The sequence below is a fragment of the Pseudomonas sp. 13B_2.1_Bac1 genome (assembly GCF_025466155.1).
In the GTDB taxonomy this organism is placed as follows: Bacteria; Pseudomonadota; Gammaproteobacteria; order Pseudomonadales; family Pseudomonadaceae; genus Aquipseudomonas; species Aquipseudomonas aylmerensis.
This window is the reverse complement of record NZ_JANLOH010000029.1, coordinates 1-19,953: the sequence shown is the minus strand read 5'-3', so window position 1 is coordinate 19,953 and position 19,953 is coordinate 1. Positions and strand designations below refer to the sequence as shown.

At 62.5% G+C, this 19,953-nt stretch carries 23 protein-coding genes; 12 read left to right on the top strand and 11 right to left on the bottom strand.

From position 1 onward, the window contains the following. Positions 1-52: 52 nt before the first annotated feature. Positions 53-655, bottom strand: a complete 603-nt coding sequence (locus NTD80_RS06560) for a DUF2796 domain-containing protein (protein ID WP_262132757.1) — start codon at positions 653-655, stop codon at positions 53-55. 131 nt (positions 656-786) lie between these two features. Here NTD80_RS06560 and NTD80_RS06555 point away from each other — a divergent pair, with 131 nt between their 5' ends. Next, entirely contained in the window at positions 787-1,134 is a 348-nt protein-coding gene (locus NTD80_RS06555) for a hypothetical protein (protein WP_106802509.1), read from the top strand. Here the strand turns inward: NTD80_RS06555 and trxA are convergent. From trxA to NTD80_RS06540, 3 genes are all read right to left on the bottom strand, one after another. Then, the gene (trxA, locus tag NTD80_RS06550; protein ID WP_065909965.1) at positions 1,131-2,003 is read right to left on the bottom strand and encodes a thioredoxin; all 873 of its coding nucleotides are present in this window, start codon (positions 2,001-2,003) and stop codon (positions 1,131-1,133) included. The two genes, NTD80_RS06555 and trxA, sit on opposite strands and share 4 nt — an antisense overlap. 116 nt (positions 2,004-2,119) lie before the next feature. Beyond that, positions 2,120-2,776 carry a class I SAM-dependent methyltransferase gene (locus tag NTD80_RS06545; protein WP_262132755.1) on the bottom strand — a complete coding sequence of 219 codons (657 nt, stop codon included), beginning with the start codon at positions 2,774-2,776 and terminating at the stop codon, positions 2,120-2,122. Next, positions 2,773-3,228, bottom strand: a complete 456-nt coding sequence (locus NTD80_RS06540) for a YbaY family lipoprotein (protein WP_065909967.1) — start codon at positions 3,226-3,228, stop codon at positions 2,773-2,775. Before NTD80_RS06540 ends, NTD80_RS06545 begins: the two co-directional genes overlap by 4 nt. Positions 3,229-3,367: 139 nt before the next feature. Between NTD80_RS06540 and nrdR the strand changes: the two genes are divergently transcribed. From nrdR to NTD80_RS06485, 11 genes are all read left to right on the top strand, one after another. Further along, positions 3,368-3,832 carry a transcriptional regulator NrdR gene (nrdR, locus tag NTD80_RS06535; RefSeq protein ID WP_016978538.1) on the top strand — a complete coding sequence of 155 codons (465 nt, stop codon included), beginning with the start codon at positions 3,368-3,370 and terminating at the stop codon, positions 3,830-3,832. Then, positions 3,829-4,965 (top strand): bifunctional diaminohydroxyphosphoribosylaminopyrimidine deaminase/5-amino-6-(5-phosphoribosylamino)uracil reductase RibD, encoded by a 1,137-nt coding sequence (gene ribD / locus NTD80_RS06530; RefSeq protein WP_262132754.1) that lies wholly within the window; start codon positions 3,829-3,831, stop codon positions 4,963-4,965. The genes nrdR and ribD overlap by 4 nt, the downstream gene beginning before the upstream one ends. A gap of 47 nt (positions 4,966-5,012) precedes the next feature. Further along, positions 5,013-5,675, top strand: coding sequence for a riboflavin synthase (locus tag NTD80_RS06525; RefSeq protein WP_262132753.1), 663 nt, complete (start codon positions 5,013-5,015; stop codon positions 5,673-5,675). A gap of 15 nt (positions 5,676-5,690) precedes the next feature. Beyond that, positions 5,691-6,782 (top strand): bifunctional 3,4-dihydroxy-2-butanone-4-phosphate synthase/GTP cyclohydrolase II, encoded by a 1,092-nt coding sequence (gene ribBA, locus NTD80_RS06520; RefSeq protein ID WP_065909973.1) that lies wholly within the window; start codon positions 5,691-5,693, stop codon positions 6,780-6,782. An 88-nt stretch (positions 6,783-6,870) separates the two neighbouring features. Beyond that, entirely contained in the window at positions 6,871-7,347 is a 477-nt protein-coding gene (gene ribE, locus NTD80_RS06515) for a 6,7-dimethyl-8-ribityllumazine synthase (protein WP_003176356.1), read from the top strand. Further along, positions 7,344-7,844 carry a transcription antitermination factor NusB gene (nusB, locus tag NTD80_RS06510; RefSeq protein WP_044269051.1) on the top strand — a complete coding sequence of 167 codons (501 nt, stop codon included), beginning with the start codon at positions 7,344-7,346 and terminating at the stop codon, positions 7,842-7,844. Before ribE ends, nusB begins: the two co-directional genes overlap by 4 nt. A 17-nt stretch (positions 7,845-7,861) precedes the next feature. Further along, positions 7,862-8,827, top strand: a complete 966-nt coding sequence (gene thiL / locus NTD80_RS06505; RefSeq protein ID WP_106802512.1) for a thiamine-phosphate kinase — start codon at positions 7,862-7,864, stop codon at positions 8,825-8,827. A 66-nt stretch (positions 8,828-8,893) separates the two neighbouring features. Then, on the top strand, positions 8,894-9,622 hold the full coding sequence (locus tag NTD80_RS06500) for a substrate-binding periplasmic protein (RefSeq protein ID WP_262132749.1): 729 nt from the start codon (positions 8,894-8,896) through the stop codon (positions 9,620-9,622). A gap of 129 nt (positions 9,623-9,751) precedes the next feature. After that, positions 9,752-10,369, top strand: a complete 618-nt coding sequence (ribA, locus tag NTD80_RS06495; protein ID WP_065909979.1) for a GTP cyclohydrolase II — start codon at positions 9,752-9,754, stop codon at positions 10,367-10,369. After that, positions 10,366-10,785 carry a nuclear FMR1 interacting 1 family protein gene (locus NTD80_RS06490; protein ID WP_201145973.1) on the top strand — a complete coding sequence of 140 codons (420 nt, stop codon included), beginning with the start codon at positions 10,366-10,368 and terminating at the stop codon, positions 10,783-10,785. The genes ribA and NTD80_RS06490 overlap by 4 nt, the downstream gene beginning before the upstream one ends. After that, positions 10,782-11,573 (top strand): cobalamin-binding protein, encoded by a 792-nt coding sequence (locus NTD80_RS06485; RefSeq protein WP_262132748.1) that lies wholly within the window; start codon positions 10,782-10,784, stop codon positions 11,571-11,573. Before NTD80_RS06490 ends, NTD80_RS06485 begins: the two co-directional genes overlap by 4 nt. Positions 11,574-11,589: 16 nt before the next feature. Here the strand turns inward: NTD80_RS06485 and NTD80_RS06480 are convergent, their stop codons facing one another. From NTD80_RS06480 to NTD80_RS06450, 7 genes are all read right to left on the bottom strand, one after another. After that, positions 11,590-13,491 (bottom strand): TonB-dependent receptor domain-containing protein, encoded by a 1,902-nt coding sequence (locus NTD80_RS06480; protein WP_262132747.1) that lies wholly within the window; start codon positions 13,489-13,491, stop codon positions 11,590-11,592. Positions 13,492-13,627: 136 nt separating this feature from the next. Next, positions 13,628-15,526 (bottom strand): 1-deoxy-D-xylulose-5-phosphate synthase, encoded by a 1,899-nt coding sequence (gene dxs / locus NTD80_RS06475; protein WP_120450131.1) that lies wholly within the window; start codon positions 15,524-15,526, stop codon positions 13,628-13,630. Positions 15,527-15,636: 110 nt separating this feature from the next. Beyond that, positions 15,637-16,524 (bottom strand): (2E,6E)-farnesyl diphosphate synthase, encoded by an 888-nt coding sequence (gene ispA, locus NTD80_RS06470; RefSeq protein WP_065909986.1) that lies wholly within the window; start codon positions 16,522-16,524, stop codon positions 15,637-15,639. Next, on the bottom strand, positions 16,521-16,763 hold the full coding sequence (locus NTD80_RS06465; RefSeq protein ID WP_003176346.1) for an exodeoxyribonuclease VII small subunit: 243 nt from the start codon (positions 16,761-16,763) through the stop codon (positions 16,521-16,523). Before NTD80_RS06465 ends, ispA begins: the two co-directional genes overlap by 4 nt. A 74-nt stretch (positions 16,764-16,837) precedes the next feature. Beyond that, entirely contained in the window at positions 16,838-17,977 is a 1,140-nt protein-coding gene (locus tag NTD80_RS06460) for a Fic family protein (RefSeq protein WP_262132743.1), read from the bottom strand. Between the two features lie 502 nt (positions 17,978-18,479). Further along, entirely contained in the window at positions 18,480-18,794 is a 315-nt protein-coding gene (locus tag NTD80_RS06455) for a hypothetical protein (protein ID WP_262132741.1), read from the bottom strand. Between the two features lies 1 nt (position 18,795). Beyond that, positions 18,796-19,953, bottom strand: a 1,158-nt coding sequence (locus tag NTD80_RS06450) for an RHS repeat domain-containing protein (protein WP_262132739.1), incomplete at its 5' end; no start/stop codon positions are given.

The following is a 19,953-nucleotide window of genomic DNA, read 5'->3' as shown; positions in this document are numbered from 1 at the left end:
GGGGCGGGGCCCCCCCCCCCAAGCCAGCTCCCACCCTGACTAAGGCATGAACTCAAAATTTCAGGGTAGCTGCCTGTGCCGTCGCTTCAACACCTTGCTGGCCACTCGGGCCGATCAGTTGAACCTGGATTTTCTGCGTGGCAGGGAAGGTCTTGAACACCTGGCTCAGATCCAGGTTGCTCAGGGCTGTCGGCGTGGCGCAGGTGAATTGGTAATGCGCGTGGATTTCGCTGTGGTCGTGATGATGCTCGTGGGCGCCGTCTTTGGCGTCGTGATCGTCATCATCGTCGTCGTGGTCAACTTCGGGTTTGTCGCCGAACAGTGGGCTGTTGAGTTCCTGGGTGCTCACGACGCAACCGGCACTTTTGGGCAGGTTGAACAGGGCGACAGGGTTTTCCAGCTGCTTGCGTGCAGCGGCGACCTTGGCCTTGTCTGCGGGGGTAGAGGCTTGGTGTTCGAAGCCCACCAGGTTCATCGCCGGGCTGTCGAGCTCAAGCTCCAGGGCCTGGCCGTCGAGTACGGCATTGAGGCGACCGACGCCGTGTTCGTGGGCACCCAGGCTGCCGTGCTCGTGTTCATGATCGTGCTCGTCGGCAGCATGGGCGATGGCGAGTGGCAACAGGGCAAACGGCAAAGCAAGCAGCAGACGGCGCATGAGAAGGCTCCAGAACATGAAAGTTTTGTTATGTGATCTTATAACAATAGTGCCGAGAGTTTGACCGCCCGCTTGGCGTTGCGCAAGCCGCATGGGAGCATGCCCGTCAGAAAAGTGCAGGAGTAAGGACGATGTTGCGAATTCGTGGAACCGTCGGCGACCTGCCGGTGGACTTGACGCTGGAACTGGATGACGGCGATTGGGCGCGACTCGGCGCGCAGTTGCAGGCTGCGCCCGTGACGAGTGCGGCTGCCGCGCCGGTGGCGCCGGCCAAGCACAATGACGACCAGTGGCAGGGCGCCCAGGACCTGTTGCGCAACGCCGGCCAACTGAATGGCCTGGAGTTGCTCGACCAGCTTGAAGGTTTGGCGGGCGACGCGTCGGCGGGCAAGCGCCTGCTGGTGCGCCTGCGCCATAGTGCCAAGGTCAAGGTGAGCAGCGGCGGGGATACGCCGCTGTACAGTTGGATCGGCGATTAGTACAGCGCGGCAAACAGCTTGCGGCGGTACGCGGTCACCAGCGGGTGATCATTGCCCAGCAGTTCGAACACCTGCAGCAAGGTCTTGTGCGGCAAGCCTTCGCTGTAGCTGCGGTTGCGGATAAACAGCTTGAGCAAGCCTTCGAGCGCCGCGTCGTACTGCTGGCGCGCCAGTTGCTGGATGGCCAGTTGATAAGCCGCTTCGTCGTCCTGCGGGTCTTGCGCCAGGCGGCTTTTCAAGTCGGCAGCGTCCGGCAGGTCGGCGGCCTGGCGCAGGAAGGTGATTTGCGCCTTGGCCCCGGCGAGGGCGGCCTTGTGATCGTCGCTCTTGACTGCGTCCAGCACGGTCTGGGCTTCACCCAGCTCACCGCGCTCGGCCAGGCAGCGCGCATACAGGATCAACGCCGCGGCGTTGGTATTGTCCTCGCCCAGCAGCGCCACCAGCACCGCTTCGGCATCGCTGATGCGGCCGTCGGCAAACAGCGCCTGGGCCTGCTCCAGCGGATCTGCCGCGGCCGGTGGTGGCATCTGCACATGCGGCTCCAGCATCGCCCGCACCGCCGACTCCGGCTGCGCCCCGGCAAAACCGTCGACCGGCTGGCCATCCTTGAACAGCACCACGGTCGGCAGGCTGCGAATGCCGAACCGCGCGACGATATCCTGCTCGGCATCGCAATCGACCTTGGCCAGCAGCAACTCGCCCTGATAGCTCTCGGCGATCTGCGCGAGCATCGGCATCAGCGCCTTGCACGGCGCGCACCACTCGGCCCAGAAATCCACCAGCACGGGTTTTTCGAAGGAATTCTGGATCACGGCCTGATCAAAGTTGGCGGTGGTGACATCGAAGATGTACGGCGTGGGCTCACTCATGGGGCGTCTCGAATAAAGCGGGAATGGGGCAACTATAAGGGCTGGCGCGATTGGCTGAAAGCGTGTCCAGCAGGGGAATGCGCTCACCTGCTGGCGCTGGCTTGCCGGCGATGCCCTCAGGAACGCCGCGAATGGTACAGGCTCACCTTGCGAAACTCCCAAGGCTCCGCCAAATCCGGCAACGTCAGCGCATCCAGGATCTCCAGCCGCCGGTAATCCGGATGCTGGAAATCACGCACGCGCGAATCCGCCACCAACGCTTCGCGGCCTCGGCTCAGAAACTGGTCCAGCAGCGGCAGGTTGGCCCGATCATAGAGCACGTCGGCGACCAGGATCAGGTCGAAGCGGTCGGCTTCGGCGAAAAAGTCCGCCGAGTAGCTCAGCTCTACACCGTTGAGCTCGGCATTCGCCCGACAGGACGCCAACGCCAGCGGATCCAGATCGCAGGCCACCACTTCCAGCGCACCCGCCTTGAGCGCCGCAATCGCGGCCACACCGGAGCCGGCGCCGAAGTCGAGCACGCGTTTTCCCGCGACCCATTGCGGGTTGGCCGCCAGGTAGCGTGCCAGAGCCAGGCCGCTGGCCCAGCAAAAGCTCCAGTAAGGCGGCTCGTGCAGGATGCGCCGGGTTTCTTCGGGGCTGAAAGCGCGGTCCATGTTGTCGGCGTCAAGCAACCACAACGACAACTCGGTGCCCGGCAAAGGGCAGGGCACCAAGTGCGCGTCGCCGATCAGCTCGTTCAGCGCGGCTTGCAGGTCCAGCGGTGGCGTCATGGTGCCTTGACGAGTTGCAGGGGGCCGGTGGTCTGGGTGATCGGCTGGGTGATGCGCACGGCGGGCAGGTGCAGGATCAACTGGCCGGACTGGCTGGCGCGACCGCGCAATTCAACCCGCGCACCGGCCGGGAAGGCTTCGGGGTTGTAGCGCAGGCGGAAGGCGAGCGGCTGGCCGTTGCCGGTCAGCACACTGCTGGCCAGCAGTTGTTGCGGGCGCGAACGGTCATCGATGACCAGCAGCGCCATCTCGACTTCGGCGCCGGCCGGCACGTTGGTCAGGCTGCCGCTGATTTCACGCTGGTAGGCGGGCAGGGGGCCGAGGTCCTCGATGCCTGGGACTTTTTTCTCTTGCGCAGGCGTCGGTTGAGGCGCGGCCGGCTTGGGGGCTTCGCTGCTGCAGGCGACCAGGAAACTGAACAGGGTAAGCAAAACAAGTGGTCGTAACTGCATGTACGGCTCCAGAAAGGACAAAATCCGTGGCTTAAAAAATATGAAACATAATAGTCAGCCTATATACCGTAAAGGCTATGGCTTGTCTTGCCACGGGGATGCGCTACCATGGCCCTCCCTTTTTTTGTTGCCTGCCACCATGCACTGTCCCTTCTGCGGTGCCAACGACACCAAGGTCATTGACTCGCGTCTGGTCGCCGAGGGCGATCAAGTGCGTCGCCGGCGCGAATGCCTGGCCTGCGGTGAACGTTTCACCACCTTTGAAACCGCCGAACTGGTGTTGCCACGGCTGATCAAGTCCGACGGCAGCCGCCAGCCCTTCGACGAAGAAAAACTGCGCGCCGGTATGCAGCGCGCCCTGGAAAAACGCCCGGTGAGTGTCGAGCGGCTGGAAGCGGCGCTGGTGCATATCAAGCACAAGCTGCGTGCGACCGGCGAGCGCGAGGTCAAGAGCCTGGTGGTTGGAGAGCTGGTGATGGGCGAGCTGCAAAAGCTCGACGAAGTCGCCTATATCCGTTTCGCTTCGGTGTATCGACGCTTCCAGGACCTCAATGAGTTCCGCGAAGAGATCGACCGCCTGGCCCGTGAGCCGGTCAAAGAATGAACCCACCTTCTGCTGAACAGGCCGTCCTCGACGCCCATTACATGGCCCGCGCCCTCGAATTGGCGCGCAAGGGCCTGTACACCACCCATCCCAATCCTCGGGTCGGCTGCGTGATTGTGCGCGATGGGCAGGTGGTCGGCGAAGGCTGGCATGAACGCACCGGCGAACCGCATGCCGAGCCCAACGCCCTGCGCGCCGCCGGTGACAAGGCACGCGGCGCCACCGTGTACGTGACCCTCGAACCTTGCAGCCACCATGGCCGCACGCCGCCGTGTGCCGACGCACTGGTGAGCGCCGGCGTCGCGCGGGTGGTCGCCGGGATGCAGGACCCGAACCCGGAAGTGGCCGGGCGGGGCATGCAGCGCCTGGCTCAGGCGGGTATCGAGGTGCACAGCGGTGTGCTCGAGGCACAGGCGCGTGCGCTGAACCCCGGGTTTCTCAAACGTATGGAGCATGGCCTGCCCTTTGTGCGGGTCAAGCTGGCGATGAGCCTCGACGGTCGCACCGCGATGGCCAGCGGCGAAAGCCAATGGATCACCGGCCCGGCTGCCCGCGCCGCCGTGCAGCGTCTGCGCGCCGAGGCCAGCGTGGTGCTGACCGGCGCCGACACAGTGCTGGCCGACGGCGCACGCCTGACCGTGCGCGCCGCCGAGCTGGGCCTGGATGAAGACACTACGGCACTCGCCATGTCGCGCCCGCCGCTGCGTGTGTTGATCGACGGGCGCCTGCGGGTGCCGCTCAATGCTCCATTCTTCAAGGCGGGCCCTGCGCTGGTGATCACCTGCGTGACCCCGGAAAACCAGTTTCCGCGCGGGCCCGAGTGCCTGGTGGTGCCGGGCGTGGACGGCCAGGTCGACCTGCGCTCGGCACTGCTGGCGCTGGCCGCCCGTGGCGTCAACGAAGTGTTGGTCGAGGCCGGCCCGAGCCTGGCCGGTGCGTTTGCCCAGCAGGGGCTGGTCGACGAGTATGTGATTTTCGTCGCCGGCAAGTTCCTCGGCTCCGCCGCGCGGCCTTTGCTGGACTGGCCGCTTGAGAAACTGGCCGACGCCCCCCAACTCAAGATCACTGAAATGCGCGCGGTAGGCGACGACTGGCGAGTCACTGCCGTCCCGCTTCCACCCGCGAGCGTATAATTCTGACCGGGCGCTCAAGTGCCCGCACCGTTTTCCAGGAGAAGGCCATGTTCACCGGCATTATCGAATCCATCGGCAGCATCCGCGCCATGACCCCCAAAGGCGGCGACGTGCGCCTGCTGGTTGAAACCGGCAAGCTCGACCTCGGCGACGTCAAGCTGGGCGACAGCATCGCCGTCAGCGGCGTGTGCTTGACCGTTATCGAACTGCCGGGCAACGGCTTTGCCGCCGATGTCAGCCGGGAAACCCTGGACTGCACCGCGATGAACGACCTGAAGGCCGGCAGCCCGGTCAATCTGGAAAAAGCCCTGACCCCGACCACCCGGCTCGGTGGCCATCTGGTCAGCGGCCACGTCGACGGCGTCGGCGAAGTGGTTGCCCGCAGCGAAAACGCGCGTGCCGTGGAATTTCGCATCCGCGCGCCGAAAGAGCTGGCCAAGTACATCGCCCACAAAGGCTCGATCACCGTCGACGGCACCAGCCTGACCGTGAACGCCGTGAATGGCGCCGAATTCGAACTGACGATTATTCCCCACACCCTCAGCGAAACCATCATGGCGTCCTACCAGCAGGGTCGCCGGGTGAACCTGGAAGTCGACTTGCTTGCCCGTTACCTGGAGCGCCTGTTGTTGGGCGATAAGGCCGCAGAGCCAACTGCCGGGAACATCACTGAAAGTTTTCTGGCCGCTAACGGCTACCTGAAATCCTGACCAAGGGGGTGCCGCGTGGCGCTCAATAGCATCGAAGAACTGGTTGAAGACATCCGCCAAGGCAAGATGGTCATCCTGATGGATGACGAAGACCGCGAGAACGAAGGCGACATCATCATGGCTGCCGAGGCCTGCAAGCCCGAGCACATCAACTTCATGGCCAAGCACGCCCGTGGGTTGATCTGCATGCCCATGAGCCGTGAGCGCTGCGAACTGCTCAAGCTGCCGTTGATGGCGCCGCGCAATGGGTCGGGCTTTGGCACCAAGTTCACCGTGTCGATTGAAGCGACCACCGGCGTCACCACCGGTATCTCCGCCGCCGACCGCGCGCGCACCGTGCAAGCGGCTGCCGCGAAAGACGCCAAGGCTGAAGACATCGTCAGCCCCGGCCATATCTTCCCGCTGATGGCCCAGCCGGGCGGGACCCTGGCGCGCGCCGGCCACACCGAGGCGGCCTGCGACCTGGCGCGCATGGCCGGGTTCGAGCCGAGCGGGGTGATCTGCGAAGTGATGAACGACGACGGCACCATGGCCCGTCGCGCCGAACTCGAAGCCTTCGCCGCTGAACACGGCATCAAGATCGGCACGATTGCCGACCTGATTCACTACCGCATGATCCACGAACGTACCGTTCAGCGGATTGCCGAGCAGCCGCTGGACAGCGAACTGGGCCAATTCAACCTGGTGACCTACCGTGATTCGGTGGCAGGCGACGTGCACATGGCCCTGACCCTGGGCACCATCTGCGCCGACGAACCGACCCTGGTGCGGGTGCACAACATGGACCCGCTGCGCGACCTGCTGATGGTCAAGCAACCCGGCCGCTGGAGCCTGCGCGCCGCCATGGCGGCGGTTTCCGAGGCTGGCAGTGGTGTGGTGCTGTTGCTCGGCAACCCGGTGGATGGCGACGTCCTGCTCGCGCATATTCGCGAAACCGCCGAGCATGCCCAGGTCAAGACGCCGACCACCTACAGCATCGTCGGCGCCGGTTCGCAGATCCTGCGCGACCTCGGTGTGCGCAAAATGCGCCTGATGAGTGCGCCAATGAAATTTAATGCGATATCCGGTTTCGACCTGGAAGTTGTAGAATACGTGCCCTCCGAATAAAGGCCGGCGATTCCTGCCCCTTGTTCGCGGTTAAATCATCACTGAGGGACGCACTTTTCGCGTCCCGGCTCTTTAAGAGATTTGTCGAATGACCCTGAAGACCATCGAAGGTACCTTCATCGCCCCCAAAGGCCGCTATGCCCTGGTGGTTGGCCGCTTCAACAGCTTCGTGGTTGAAAGCCTGGTAAGCGGTGCCGTGGACGCCCTGGTTCGCCACGGTGTGAGCGAGAGCGACATCACTATCATCCGTGCGCCTGGCGCCTTCGAAATTCCACTGGTTGCGCAAAAAGTTGCACAACAGGGTGAATACGCGGCGATCATCGCCCTGGGCGCGGTCATTCGTGGCGGTACTCCGCACTTCGAATACGTGGCTGGCGAATGCACCAAGGGCCTGGCCCAGGTGTCCATGGAGTTCGGCGTGCCGGTTGCGTTTGGCGTGCTGACCGTGGATTCCATCGAGCAAGCCATCGAGCGTTCCGGCACCAAGGCCGGTAACAAAGGCGCTGAAGCTGCCCTGTCCGCCCTGGAAATGGTCAGCCTGCTGTCGCAGTTGGAGGCCAAGTGATTTCCGACGAGAGCGATCAGTTCAACCCTCAGGAGCCACGTCCTGCGGATGCCGGCAAGCCCTCCAAGAGCGAGAAGCGTCGCAAGGCGCGTCAGCTCGCGACCCAGGCGCTGTACCAGCGTCACCTGGCAGGCGCTTCGCTGAACGAAATCGAAGCACAGTTTCGTGTCGACAACGACTTTACGTTCGCCGACCAGAGCTACTTCCACGACATCCTGCACGGCGTCCACGCCAACCTGACCGAGATCGATACGGCCCTGGCACCTTGCCTGGACCTGACCATCGAGGAACTGGACCCGGTTGAACTGTGCGTCATGCGCCTGTCCACCTGGGAACTGCTCAAGCGCGTCGACGTGCCGTACCGCGTGGTGATCAACGAAGGGATCGAACTGGCGAAAGTCTACGGTTCGACCGACGGCCACAAGTTCGTCAACGGCGTGCTCGACAAGCTGGCCCCGCGCCTGCGCGAAGCCGAAGTGAAGGAACACAAGCGCTAAGCCGCGCTTGAGTTCCCATGGGTGAGTTTGAGCTGATCCACACCTACTTCGCCGCCGCGCCGTGTGCGCAGGGCGGCGAAGGCATTGCTCTGGGGATTGGCGATGACTGCGCCTTGCTGGCGCTCCCTGCCGGGGAGCAGCTGGCAATCTCCACCGATACGTTAGTGGCCGGCGTACACTTTGCCGACCCCTGTGACCCGTTTCTGCTCGGCCAGCGCTCGCTGGCCGTGGCGGTGAGCGACCTGGCCGCCATGGGCGCCCATCCCCTCGCGTTTACCCTTGCCCTGACGACACCGACGGTCGATGCCGATTGGCTGCAACGCTATGCCCAGGGTTTGAACGCCATGGCGCAACGCTGCGGTGTGGGCCTGGTGGGCGGCGACACCACGCGCGGCCCGTTGAGCCTGACCCTGACCGTGTTTGGTCGTGTACCCGCCGGGCAGGCGCTGACCCGCAGCGGTGCGCAGCCGGGCGACCTGTTGTGCGTGGGCGGTGAACTCGGCAATGCCGCAGGTGCCTTGCCGCTGGTCCTGGGGCAGCGCAGCGCCGACGCGGCAATCGCCGATCCGCTGCTGGCCCATTACTGGTCGCCGCAGCCGCAGTTGGCCCTGGGGCTGGCGCTGCGTGGCAAGGCTACGTCCGCGATGGATATCTCCGACGGGCTGCTCGCCGATTGCGGGCATATCGCCAAGGCATCGGCTGTCAGCCTATTGATCGAGCGCGAGCGGTTGCCGTTGTCGGCGCCGCTGCTGGCGTTTGTCGGTGATGACGCCGCGCGCGTGGCGGCCTTGAGCGGCGGCGACGATTATGTCCTGGCGTTCACCCTGCCACCTGTCGAGTTGGCGCCGCTGCTGGCCGGCGGCTGGCCGATCCATGTGATCGGCCGGGTCGAGGCGGGGCAGGGCGTGACGCTGCTGGATGCCGCCGGGCAGGACATCACCCCGGCCGTTCGCGGCTATCAGCATTTTCGCGAGGCGCCCTGAGTCGGCGAGCTGCGCTACCCTCTATAGCGTTATCACGGAGGCAAGGCTTTGCAGGAGGTCGTCACCATGGATGTGCGCCGCTGGCTGCTGATACTGCTGTGTACCGTCGCGGCGCCCACCCTGGCGCGGGAAGTGCCGGTGGTGCCCGGCAAGGTGCTGCTGGCCAGTGAGGCCTGGGACGACTACACCAACGCCGACGGCAGCGGCCTGGCCTGGGATGTGCTGCGTCAGGTGTTCGAGCCTGCGGGGATCAGGCTGCAGACCCGCACCGTGCCCTATACCCGTTCGGTCGGCCTGACCCAGCGTGGCGAGGTGGACGGCTGGGTCGGTTCCTATCGCGAAGAAGCCCAAGGGGTGTTGTACCCGCACTGGAACTTCGATTCCGATCATATCTACGCCCTCGGCCTGGCCAGCACCGCGACGCCGACCGTGGCCACCCTCGGCAATTACCGCCTGGCCTGGGTGCGCGGCTACAAGTACGAGGAGTACTTGCCCAATGTGCACCGTTTCAACCAGATCCAGCGGCGCGACGGCATTCTGCCGATGCTGCAGCACGGCCGAGCCGACTTCTACATCGATGCCCTGACCGAAGCGTCCTATGTTCTCAAGCAGGCCGACGACCCGGCGCGCTTCAGGCTGACGCATATTGCCGAACTGCCGTTGTATGTCGGGTTTGCCGACAACGAGCGTGGACGGGGGTTAATGGCACTGTTCGACCAGCGCATGGCGACCCTGGTGAAAAATGCCGAGCTGAAGCCGATTTTCGAGCGCTGGAAACAGCCGTATCCGTTCTGACCTGCATAGAACCGGGATGAAGGCCAATCGAACCGATTGATCTTTATCAGCGATAATTCAGCTTAAGCGTCTGTAGGAACCTGCTGTTACAATGGCCGCCACTGTAAAAACTGAAATCAGGAGCACACGGTGCCCGTCGTTTTCGTCGCTGCTTCCAAGCTGCCTACCCCTTTTGCCACGTTCACCATGAACGGCTTTCTCGAAGAAGCCACCGGTCGCGAGCACGTTGTGCTCAGCCTGGGGGATATCGCTGATGGCGCGCCGGTTCTGGGGCGCGTGCACTCCGAATGCCTGACCGGTGACGCGCTGTTCAGCCAGCGCTGCGACTGCGGTTCGCAACTGGAAGCCGCGCTGCAGGCTATCGCCCGCGAAGGCCGTGGCGTGCTGCTGTACCTGCGTCAGGAAGGCCGTGGCATTGGCTTGCTGAACAAGATCCGCGCCTACGAGCTGCAGGATGGCGGCGCCGATACCGTCGAGGCCAATGAGCGCCTGGGCTTCGCCGCCGATCAGCGTGACTACGCGATCTGCCTGCCGATGCTCGAGCACTTGGGCGTCAAATCCCTGCGCCTGATGACCAACAACCCGCGCAAGGTCAAGGCCTTGACCGAGATGGGCATCACTGTGGCCGAACGCGTGCCGCTGCACACCGGGCACAACCCGCATAACAAGCTCTACCTCGCGACCAAGGCCAGCAAGCTCGACCATATGATGGGCAACGAGCATCAGGGCGAGGTCGATCGCGCGTGACCCGCGGCCAGGTGAAACGGCGACTGTCCTTCAACTGGTGGCAGTACCTGGCCCTGGCGCTGCTCCCGCTGTTCGTGATCAACCTGGTGTTTGGCCAGGCCGAGTCCCTGCTGCCGGTGCTGGCGATGCCATTCTTTATCGCCGGCGTGGCCTCGATGTTCCTCAGCCTGCGCTACTTTCACGGCTATAAACACGCGCTGATCGCCACCGCCAAAGCCCTCGATACCCCCGAAGAACCGGCTGCCTGGATCACCCTCGCGGCCCGCCGGCGCACGGCGTTGCTGGTGGCTGCCATACCCGCGTGGATCGGTGCCCTGGCGGTGTTCGTCGGCCTGGAAGCGGTGCCGCTGTTTCTGCTGGCGCTGTCGACCCTGGTGCTGTTCTACCTCTACCGCATTCCCCGCCAACTGGGATGAAGCGCCACTGGCTGGCGGTCCTGCTGCTGGCGCTGAGTGCCCCGGCGTGGGCGGCCGAGCGCGTGGTGAGCCTGGCGCCATCCTTGTCTGAAATCGTGGCTGAACTGGGCGCTGCCGACCTGCTGGTCGGCGTGCTCGATGGCGGTGAGCGACCGGAAGCGCTGGTCAACGTGCCATCGGTTGGCAAGTATGGCCAGTTGGACATGGAGCGCCTGCTCAGCCTCAAGCCCGATCTGATCCTGCTGTGGCCCGGCAGCGTCGGCCCGGCCCAGCGCGAGCAGCTGCAGCGCCTGAACATCCCGGTTTTCGTCGCCGAACCCCACAGCCTCGAACAACTCACTACCCAGGTCCAGGCGATTGCCGAACAGCTGGGTCGCGCCGAGGCCGGCCGGCAATTGGCCGTGCAGTTGCGCCAACGCCTGGCCGAGTTACGCCAGCGCTATCAACGTGCCGAGCCATTGCGGGTGTTTTACCAGGTGTGGGACCAGCCGCTGTACACCGTGGGCGGCGGGCAGATCATCAGCGATGCGTTGAATGTGTGCGGCGCGCGCAATGTGTTCGACGATCTCAAGCTGCCCGCGCCGCAGGTCAGCATCGAGTCAGTGTTGCAGCGTGATCCCGAGATGATCCTGGTGGGTGATCCGGCTCAGCTGCAGGCCTGGAAGGTCTGGCCGGCGATGGCAGGACGGGTGCGCGTGGTGCCGGATAAAGGCTTGGAACGGCCGAGCGGGCAGATGCTGGAGGCGGTGGGGCGGTTGTGCGAGGTGATTGCGCCGAGCCGGCGATGAGGCCTGCACAGACGCCTCACATCTCAGGCGTCCAGGTCACCCCAAACATCCACACCCGGCCTTCTTCGCGATAATCGTGATTGTTCAGGAACGCCGGGTCGTTGTAGCTGTACATCGCGCGGGCGTACGTCTTGTCCAGCAGGTTATCGATCTTCACCGACAGCAACACTTCATGGTTCAATGCCCAACTGCTGCGCAGCCCCAGCAGCGCATAACCGCCCAGGCGATTGCGATTGTCTTCATCGTCGTAGCTGCTGCTGATCGCCTGCCAGCTGGCACCCAGGCCCAACTTATCGAATTGACGATCCAGGTCCAGGCTCACTGTGCGCCGCGCCCGGCGGGCCAGGGTGTGGCCGCTGTCACGGTCGCGCGGGTCGATGACCGCGAGGCCAAGGTTGCCTTGCCAGCCGAACAGGTCCTGCTTGAGTGCCGCTTCAAGCCCGTTGATGCGCGCTGATGCCACGTTCTGCGGCTTGCCGGTGCGATCGAGGATGATCGCATCGCTCAAGTCGGTGCGGTACAGCGAGGCCTCCAGGCGCGTGCTGTCAGTCAATTGGCTGCGCCATTGCAGCTCGTAGCTCTTGGAGGTTTCGGGTTGCAGGTCGGGGTTGCTGTATTGCGTCTGCGGGTAATACAGGTCGTTGAAAGTCGGTGCACGAAAGCCTTCGCTGTAGCTCAGCAGCAGGTCATTGTCGGGGTTGACCGGCACGGTCAGGGTGCCGCTCCAGCTGTTCTGGCTGCCGAACTGCTGGTTCTGGTCGCGGCGCAGGCCCAGCTCGGTGGAAAACCACTCCCCGCGAAAGCGATGCTGCACAAAGGCGGCACGGTTCCAGCGGCTGTTTTCGGTAAAGGTGGTGGAGCCGTGGAAGCGGTCTTCGTACCAGTCGCCGCCGAGGATCAGGCTGTTTTGCTCATTGAGCGTCAGGTCGTTCTGCCAATTGACCGAGTCGCGATAGGTGTTGAACACACTGGAATCATCGCTGAGGGTGTCGCGCTTGGTATCGCGATTTTCGCTGTGGCCCAGCTCCAGGCGCGATTGCCAGTGCTGATTGAGCGTGGCGTCGACATAGCCGCTGGCGCTGCTGACGGTGTAATCGGTGTAGGGCTTTTGCCCAACGGTCTGGCCGGTCGCGACGTCGTAGCGGCCGAAGCTGTTGTCGTACTCCGATTTACCGCGGTTATCCAACAGGTTGAAACCCGCCTCCAGCGTGTCGCTGAACGCGTGGCTGAGGTTCAGGCTGAGGGACTGATTGCGGTAGGCATCATGATCGCCATCGCTGGGAAACGATTGGTGTGTCGAGTTGATGCCCGCGGTTTCATCCAGGCTCGCACCCAGGTTGAAGCGCGTGTGCTCGTCGCCGCCGGATACGCCGAGGCTGCGTTCCCACGTCCCGTTGCTGCCAAACCCGAGCTTCATGCGCGGTTGCAGGCCTTGCTCGGCGTTGCGCCGGGTAAACACCTGGATCACCCCGCCAATCGCGTCGCTGCCGTAGATCACCGAGCGCGAGCCGCGCAGCACTTCCACCCGCTCGATCTGGTCGACATTCAAGTACTGCAGGCCGCTGTCGCCGGAAGTGGTGTTGGCGATGCGCTGGCCGTCCACCAGCACCAGGCTTTGTGCGGATTTGGTGCCGCGAATGTAAATGCCCGGCAAGCTGCCACGGCCACCAGTGGGCGCGACTTGCACGCCGGGCACGCGGCTGAGCAGGTCGGTAAGGCTGGTGGGCTGCAGGCGGTCGATGTCGTCGCGGGTGAATACGCTGTTGGCAGCGCTGCTGTCGTTGCGCGCCTGGACCTGGCGGTTGGCGCTGATGACGACGTCGGGGAGTTTCAGGGCGTCGTCGCGCTCGAAGGTATCGGCGAGCAGGTCGTTGGCGGGCAGGAGAAGGAAGGGCAGGGCGAAGCGAAGGCGACTCATGGGCTGTCCATTGCATTTGAACACGGCACCAAACCAATGCAGGCGCTGGTTTGCCTGCGATGCAGGCACCTCGGTTTTTCAGTGAGGCCGAGGTGATGCTATCGCAGGCAAGCCAGCGCCTACAGGTGATTCGGGGTTACAGGCCGAGCAGTGCCAGGCGCTCGCGCACCGATGCTTCGATGCCGGCCTCATCCAACCCGCACTCAGCGAGCATCTGCGCCGGCTTGGCATGTTCGACGTACACATCCGGCAAGCCCAGGTGCAACACCGACTTGAGGATGTTCTCGCGCGCCAGGAACTCGCTGACCGCTGCACCAGCGCCACCCATGATGGCGTTTTCTTCGACAGTCACCAGCAGCTCGTGGCTGCCGGCGATTTCGCGCACGAGGGCTTCATCCAGGGGTTTGACGAAGCGCATGTCGACCACGGTCGCGTCGATTTTCTCGGCGACTTTCAAGGCTTCGGCCAGCTGCACGCCGAACACCAGGAACGCAGTCTTGCTGCCTTGGCGACGCACGATGCCCTTGCCGATCTCGATTGGCTCGAGGTCTTTCTCGATCACCGCATTCGGGCCGTTGCCACGTGGGTAGCGCACGGCAGCCGGGCCGTTGTACAGGTGCCCGGTGCTGAGCATCTTGCGCAATTCGTTTTCGTCGCTCGGTGTCATCACCAGCATGCCGGGGATGCAGCGCAGGTAGGACAGATCGAAGCTGCCGGCGTGCGTCGGGCCGTCTTCGCCGACCAAACCGGCGCGGTCGATGGCGAACAGCACATCGAGGTTCTGCACCGCCACATCGTGGACCAGTTGGTCATAGCCGCGCTGCAGGAAGGTGGAGTAGATCGCGACCACTGGCTTGGCGCCTTCACAGGCCATGCCGGCGGCGAAGGTCACCGCGTGCTGCTCGGCAATCGCCACGTCGAAGTAGCGCAGCGGGAAACGCTCGCTGAAGGCCACCAGGTCGGAGCCTTCCTTCATTGCCGGGGTAATGCCCACCAGGCGCGGGTCGGCGGCGGCCATGTCGCACAGCCATTCACCGAACACACCGGAATACTTCGGCCCGCTGGCTTTTTTCGGCGCGGCGGCGGGTGCATCGACGGGTTCGAGCTTGGTGATCGCGTGGTAACCAATCGGGTCGACTTCCGCCGGGGCGAAACCCTTGCCCTTCTTGGTGACGATGTGCAGGAACTGCGGGCCCTTGAGGTCGCGCATGTTGCGCAACGTGGCGATCAGGGTCGGCAGGTCGTGGCCGTCGATCGGGCCGATGTAGTTCCAGCCCAGCTCTTCGAACAGGGTGCCGGGGACCAGCATGCCCTTGGCATATTCTTCGGTACGGCGGGCAATTTCCCACGCGCCGGGCAGACGCGAGAGCACTTTCTTGCTGCCTTCGCGCATGCTGGCGTAAGTACGGCTGGAGAGGATCTTGGCCAGGTAGTTGGACAGGCCGCCGACATTGCGCGAGATCGACATGTCGTTGTCGTTGAGGATCACCAGCATGTTGGCGTCCACTTCCGGCGCGTGGTTCAGCGCCTCGAAGGCCATGCCGGCGGTCAACGCGCCGTCGCCGATCACGGCAATCGCCTTGCGGTCGCTGCCTTGCAGGCGGGCGGCAATGGCCATGCCCAGCGCTGCACTGATCGAGGTGCTGGAGTGGCCGACGCCAAAGGTGTCGTACTCGCTCTCGGAGCGACGCGGGAAGGCCGCGATGCCGTCCTTCTGGCGCAGGGTGCCCATGCGCTCGCGACGGCCGGTAAGGATTTTATGCGGATACGCCTGGTGGCCCACGTCCCACACCAGCCGGTCGTCCGGGGTGTCGAATACGTAGTGCAACGCGATGGTCAGCTCGATGACGCCCAGGCCGGCACCGAAATGCCCACCGGTCTGGCCGACCGTGTAGAGCAATTCCAGGCGCAGTTCATCGGCCAGGGTTTCCAGCTCGGCTTCACCCAGTCGACGCAGGCCGGCCGGCGTGGCAGCACGGTCGAGCAGGGGCGTGGACGGGCGCTTGCGGGGAATCTCTTGGAACGTCGTGGGCATCAGGCGAATCGTTATAGGTATAGAAGAGGCGGCAGTTTACCTCAAGCATCGCAAACTGCCCACGCAGAGCGCCGAACTTGGCTGATATGCGGCTGCAATAGCCGCCGTTATCAGTGGCGGCGTTCGACGATATACCGCGCCAGGCCCCGCAGGGGCTCGGCCGCCGCGTCGAAAGGTCGCAGGGCGTCCAGGGCCTGGTCACGCAGTTCCAGGGCATAGGCCTTGGCGGCTTCAAGGCCGAGCAACGCAGGATAAGTCGGTTTGTCCCGTGCGATATCCGCACCTTGGCGCTTGCCCAGGGTGGCGGTGTCACTTTCTACGTCGAGAATATCGTCCTGCACCTGGAACGCCAGGCCGATGGCCCGGGAATAGGTGGTCAGGGCCGCCAATTGCGCGGCTTCGGCACGCCCACTGGCCAGGGCGCCGAGGTGCACGGCGGCTTCGATCAGTGCGCCGGTCTTGTGGCGATGCATGTGCTCGAGGGCTTGCTGGTCCAGCTTGAGGCTGACCGAACCCATGTCGATCGCCTGCCCGCCTACCATGCCGGCCGGGCCTGCGGCGTGGGCCAGGGCGGTGACCATGCGCAACCGGATCTCGGCGTTGACGCTGCTCAGCGCCGGGTCCAGCAACGCGCTGAACGCCAGGCTCTGCAGGCCATCGCCGGCCAGGATCGCATAGGCTTCATCGAACGCTTTGTGGGTGGTCGGCTGGCCGCGACGCAGATCGTCGTCGTCCATCGCCGGCAAATCGTCATGCACCAGGGAATAGGCGTGAATCAGCTCCACCGCACAGGCCGCGCCATTCGCCTCTTCGGCAGGCGCCCCCAGCGCTTCGCAGGCCGCGTAGGCCAGCAGCGGGCGCACACGCTTGCCGCCATTCATCACGCTGTAGCGCATGGCTTCATACAGGCGCGTCATTTCCGGGCTTGGCGCAACAAACAAGGGCTCCAGCGCCGCATTTACCCGGGCTTGGCTACTGGCCTGATACGCGTCGATCATTCCGGCTGTTCCGCATCGAAAGGTTCTTCGGCCAACTCCCCGTCACGTTCCAGCAGCACCTGCACCTTCTGCTCCGCCTGCGCCAAGGCGCTCTGGCAGTCGCGGGTCAGGCCGATACCTTGCTCAAACGCCGTCAGCGAGTCTTCCAGCGACAGCTCGCCGTTCTCCAGACGCTCGACCAGGGTTTGCAGGTCGGCGAGGGATTGTTCGAAATCGAGTGCAACTTTTTTGCGGGCCATGGCGGCTATTCCGGTAGACGGTAAACCGGCGCGACACTAGCAGACATGGGGATTCTGGGCAAATGAGTGGGGTGTCACTTGCCCCCTGTATTGACCTGATAACGCGTGCTGCGGCCGCCTCCGGGGAGGCGGACCAGGCAGTTTTTTTCCAGCAGGTCCGCCAGGTGTCGCGTCGCTGTCGCCTTGGAGACCTTTGCCACCGCCTGGTACTGCGCCGCGCTGATGCCGTGCTCGAAGCCCTTCTCACCACTGTCGAGCAGGCGATTGAGGACCTTGATCTGTTCAGCCGACAAAGGGCGGTCGCGGTGTTGCTGCCAGAACCGACTCTTTTCCAGCACCCGGTCAATCCGCGCCATGGCCTGCTGTACGCTGCGTAACAGGGTTTTAAGGAACCACTCCAGCCAGGCTGTGATATCCAGGGAGGACTTCTGGCTGGATTCCAGCGCGTTGTAGTAGCCGGTGCGGTCTTCGAGGATGCTGGCTGACATGGCATAGAAACGGATGGCCTGGTGTTCACCCTGGGCCAGTGCCAAATCGGTGATAGCGCGTGTCAGGCGACCATTGCCGTCATCAAAGGGGTGCAGTGTGACAAACCAGAAGTGCGCGACGGCGGCGCGTACCAATGGGTCCAGTTCCGGCTGATCGCGGCTGGTTTCGAACCACTCCAGGAAATCCGCCAGTGCCTGCTCCAGTCCCAGACGTGGCGGGGCCTCGAAATGCACGGTCGGCCGATCAAGCCGGCCCGACACCACTTGCATCGGCTCATCTCCCCTCAAGGATCCAATATTGAGCGCTCGAACGGCATAGCTCGCTTCCGGGGCCGGGAACAATAAGTGATGCCAGTTCAATAGGCGGGAGAGGGTAAACGGCTGGGTGAATTGTTGAGTGGCATCCATCATCAACTCGGCGAGGCCTTCGCTGCGGCGGCTTACCTGACCGTCTTCCATCGCTTCCAGGCCCATCCGCCTTGCCAGGGACGAGCGCACTGAGCCGACATTCAACTGCTCACCCTCAATCGCCGAGGACGTCAGGATATTTTGCAGCAGCGTATCCAGTTCATTCTGTGCGCTGACTGCCTGGCTGACGGAGCCAAGCATGCCCAACAGCTTGCCTTGGGCTTGTCCGCATTCGCGCAGTAAAGCCGCGAGGCGACCGGGTTGCCAGTGGAAGTGAGGCCAGTCGGCGTGTTGCCAGATCCAGTGCGGATGAGCCATGGTGGAATGCCTGGGGTGCGTGAGCCGAATAGAGAGGTTATTCAGCTCATTTGGTGAGCCGATTGTGCTGCGGATTCGGCTCAGGGTCTAGTCTGGTGGTGGGTGTTTCGTAAGCACGCCGTAAAACCAACCTTCCAAGCCGAAATTAATAACTGATGCTGTGCCCCCGTGAATGGTTTCAAGATAGAGAGTCTTGGCAATCATTTATATCTAATAATCTCATTGCGTTCAGCGTAAGAGAGGCACAAGTAATCTTCATTTTTTTTCGGGTTGACAAGTTTTTTAGTTAAAGTGCTTTGGTTTTAGAGGGTTGGCTATCTATTGATGTAATCGTATACATAATTTTTTATATTCTCAATGCGTAGTTTTTCTAGAAAGCTGGGGGTAGTGATTAGATTCTTTACAAAGGATATTGGTTTGACTGCGTGGCCAGCGACTAAAGGAAACTGTTTTAATTTTAGCATCTCATTGATATTTCGCTGAACGCTCGCGTCAGTCAATGTCATATCTCTTGTACGCTATAGCTACCAGCAACTACACGAAGAATTGTTTCTCCGCCATTACTCGATGTAAAGCAGTAAGTTATTCCAGTTTCACCAGGCTCCAGTCTAGTTGCTTCTTGCGAAAGCCATGTGTTTTCCTCTTCGTACATGTCGCATAATTCGGTGCCGACAGCGCCTAAGCCTTGAAAGGCAACTAGGTCGTTGAAGGTTATCTCCCATCGTCTTTCCTGCCAGTCTGTAAATTCCATTATTAATGTATTGCGGTTGCAAATCAGTTTTTCAATTGTTCCATCTGCCACAGGGAATTTTTTCATATCAGCTTCCTGGATGTTTTTCACCCGGTAAAAATCCGGTTCCGTGCCCTTTTTTGTAATTGCTTGGCTTGACTTTCATTACTAGATTGTTTTTTTCAGCCTGTTTCCAACTGGACTCGTTGGGCTTTAACTCTATGTGATAGTGCTCGCCGTGATGTCTCTGTACGAATATACCCTCATCTCCCGGATGGCTCTCAAATCTTATGCGGGTATTACTGTTAGGTCTCCACTCCATTCGCTGAGTATCATGCTTTGTCGTAGAGACTTTTGGCGCTACTCCGAGCACGTCTGTTAAATCATTAGGGTCGCTTGGGAAATGAGAGTGGGCAGTGGGTAGGGTTGGCTGTCCATCATTATGTTGTGGTACAGGCTCGTCAACACTCAACGATGGTTTACATTCGTTATTCCCTGGGCATGTACTCAGTCCCAGCGGATCCACCCATCTCGTAGGATTGGGCACGTATTGGTAGGCGTTAATCCCTCCCGCCAGCTTCACCGGATCCGGCGTCAGGTAGCGGCCAACATCCGGATTGTAGTAGCGATGGCGGTTGTAGTGCAGCCCGCTTTCCTGGTCAAAGTACTGGCCTTGGAAACGCAGTGGGTTGTCGACTTTTCCGACGTCTAGGCGGCTGATTTCTCCGTAGGCACGGTAATGCGCGGACCAGACGATTTCGCCGTCGGGGGCGGTCAGTTCCTGTGGGGTGCCGAGGTGGTCGAGTTGGTAGTGATAGGCCTTGGTTTCTTTTGGGCCGAAACCTTCCAGCAGTGCCAGTGGACGGAAACTGTCGGGTTCGTAGAGATAGCTGCGATGGCGGTCCGCATGGTGCTCGGCAATCAGCTTGTCGCCTTGCCAGAAAAACTCCGTGGTTGTGCCATCAACGGTTTTGCTGATCCGCCGCCCAAAGGGGTCATAGCGGTAGCTCGCGGTTTGGCCGTTGGGCTGGGTGATGCCGATCAACCGATGCTGGCAGTCGTAGCGGTATTCAGTGATCAGCGCGTGCCCACGGCCACGTCGTTCGTGGATCAGGTTGCCGAAGGCGTCATAGTCGTAATGGCGATCGCCCTGGATTATCAGCCGGTTGCCCGCGACGATGTCCGGACCGGGACGGTCTTGCATCAGCAGGTTACCGGCCGGGTCGTGGCCGAAGCGTTCTTGCAC